3 protein-coding genes are annotated in these 2158 nt (G+C 33.2%); 2 read left to right on the top strand and 1 reads right to left on the bottom strand.

What is annotated here, in order from left to right:
• Positions 1 to 91: 91 nt before the first annotated feature.
• Positions 92 to 706 (bottom strand): NUDIX hydrolase, encoded by a 615-nt coding sequence (locus FLAPXU55_RS17535; RefSeq protein WP_180859814.1) that lies wholly within the window; start codon positions 704 to 706, stop codon positions 92 to 94.
• A gap of 7 nt (positions 707 to 713) precedes the next feature.
• Between FLAPXU55_RS17535 and pyrE the strand changes: the two genes are divergently transcribed.
• On the top strand, positions 714 to 1358 hold the full coding sequence (gene pyrE, locus FLAPXU55_RS17530) for an orotate phosphoribosyltransferase (RefSeq protein WP_053473537.1): 645 nt from the start codon (positions 714 to 716) through the stop codon (positions 1356 to 1358).
• Between the two features lie 167 nt (positions 1359 to 1525).
• Positions 1526 to 1918: an SRPBCC family protein gene (locus FLAPXU55_RS17525; RefSeq protein ID WP_180859813.1), complete on the top strand. Its 393-nt coding sequence runs from the start codon at positions 1526 to 1528 to the stop codon at positions 1916 to 1918.
• Positions 1919 to 2158 lie beyond the last annotated feature (240 nt).

Here is a 2158-nt window from a genome sequence, read left to right as displayed (position 1 = left end):
ACCTATAAAAGAAAAAACACCTGCAAAAAACTTATTGCAGGTGCTTAATTAAATATTTTTGTCTAATTAAATCTGTATCGATTATTTAGGACTAGTCATAATCTGCTTTGACTTTTATTTCTTCTGCAAACAAAAGCTTAATATTTTCATACGAGTTTTTAAGCGCTTCTTTGATTTGTTCCGGGTTTAGCCAGGCAACTTTTTCGATTCCTTCTTCGATTTGTCCGTGTGGAGTTCCTTCAAAATCAGAATGCATTTCGAACCAATGTGTGATTTTGAGTTTGTATTTACCGTTGCGTTTGAAGATATGATACGTTTTTTGAAGTTTTTGAACAATACGGAGTTTATTTACGCCCGTTTCTTCCTCGACTTCACGCATGGCGGTGGCTTCAATGTCCTCCCCTTTCTCGATTCCGCCTTTAGGTAAATCCCATTTTCCGTTTCTAAAGATGAATAAAACCTCACCTTTTTTATTGTACACAAAACCTCCGCCGGCTTTATTTACCGGAATTTTGGCTTTAAGGGTTTTCATTATCTCACTTTCGTCAGGATGATATAAAATGGCTTTTTGAATTTTATTTTGAAAAATTTTTATGATAAGCTGTTCTATATCAATACTTTCCAACAAGAACAATTGAAAATCTGTCTCGCGGGAGATTTCATTTGTCAAAAAAAGTGGTTTGTCGTTCACAAAAACTTTATACATTTGTACTATGATTTTTAATAAAGATACTGCCGAAAAAACAGCCGAATTGCTTTTGCAAATAAATGCAATTAAATTGAATCCCGAAAATCCTTTTACATGGGCTTCTGGTTGGAAATCTCCTATTTATTGTGATAACAGGTTAATTCTTTCATTTCCGAGCATTAGAAACTATGTTCGTGATGAGTTTGCAAAGAACATCGAAAAACAATTTGGAAAGCCTGATGTGATTGCCGGTGTTGCTACTGGAGCCATTGGAATTGGAATTTTAGTTGCCGAAAGTCTTGGACTTCCGTTTGTATATGTACGTCCGGAACCAAAAAAACACGGAAGACAAAATCAGGTTGAAGGTTTTTTTCAAAAAGGACAAAATGTTGTAGTTGTTGAAGATTTAATCAGTACAGGAAACAGCAGTTTGCTTGCCGTTGAAGCTTTACGCAATGAAGGTGCTAATATTAAAGGAATGGCGGCGATTTTTACCTACGGATTTAATGTTGCCGAAGAAAATTTCAAAAATGCCAATGTTGACTTGTTTACGTTAAGCAACTACGAAAATCTGTTAGATTTAGCAGTTCAAAAACAATATATCACAGAAGACCAGCAATCGACACTTCAAGAATGGAGCGTTAGCCCATCGACTTGGGGACAGGAATAGATTTTAGATTTTAGATTTTAGATTTTAGATTTTAGATTTTAGATTTTAGATTTTAGATTTTAGATTTTAGATTTTCTAAAAATCGCTTCGCTCTTTTTGGGATTTGGAATTTAAAAAATTGGAATTTATTTTGATTGCTACATACAAATAAAAAAACAAAATATTATATGAACTTAGAAAGTCCAAAAGTTACCGTTCAGAAATCAGCTCAGGATTTATTCGATCAACTGACTGATGTTAAAAATTTTGAAAAACTAATGCCGGATAACATCGCTAAATTTGAAGTAATTGGCGAAGATGCTTTTATTTTTGGATTGAAAGGTATGCCTGAAATCAAATTAAAAATGAAAGACAAATCAGCGCCAAACAAAATTGTTCTAGGTGCTGCAAGTGATAAACTTCCGTTTACTTTAACTTCAAATATTGACACTATTTCTGATTCAGAAAGTGCTGTTCAATTATTTTTTGAAGGCGAATTCAACGCTATGATGGCGATGATGGTTAAAGGACCAATCAGTAAGTTTATTGAAACTTTAGCAAACAATATGACAAAATTATAATTGTGAATTATAAATTGTTAATTATAAATAAAAATGCCCGATTTTAGTCGGGCATTTTTATTTTTTGTCATTTCGAGGAACGAGAAATCGCACTAGAAACTCCGTAACGAGCGTCACCAATCTTTGTAGAATTTCTAGTGCGATTTCTCGTTCCTCCTTTAGATTTGTTTTTTGAATTTTTAAGTAAATTTATGATTGAGAAAGGAAGCAAAAGTAAACTATTCGTTCCTCTGAGTTTGT

Origin of the sequence: Flavobacterium panici (genome assembly GCF_903819335.1) — a bacterium.
Lineage (GTDB): Bacteria > Bacteroidota > Bacteroidia > Flavobacteriales > Flavobacteriaceae > Flavobacterium > Flavobacterium panici.
This window is presented reverse-complemented; position numbering and strand designations above follow the sequence as displayed.

What these genes read in the sequence shown, in the direction of transcription:
- FLAPXU55_RS17535 (WP_180859814.1), bottom strand. Translation starts at nt 706, where the DNA reads ATGTATAAAGTTTTTGTGAACGACAAACCACTTTTTTTGACAAATGAA.
- pyrE (WP_053473537.1), top strand. Translation starts at nt 714, where the DNA reads ATGATTTTTAATAAAGATACTGCCGAAAAAACAGCCGAATTGCTTTTG.
- FLAPXU55_RS17525 (WP_180859813.1), top strand. Translation starts at nt 1,526, where the DNA reads ATGAACTTAGAAAGTCCAAAAGTTACCGTTCAGAAATCAGCTCAGGAT.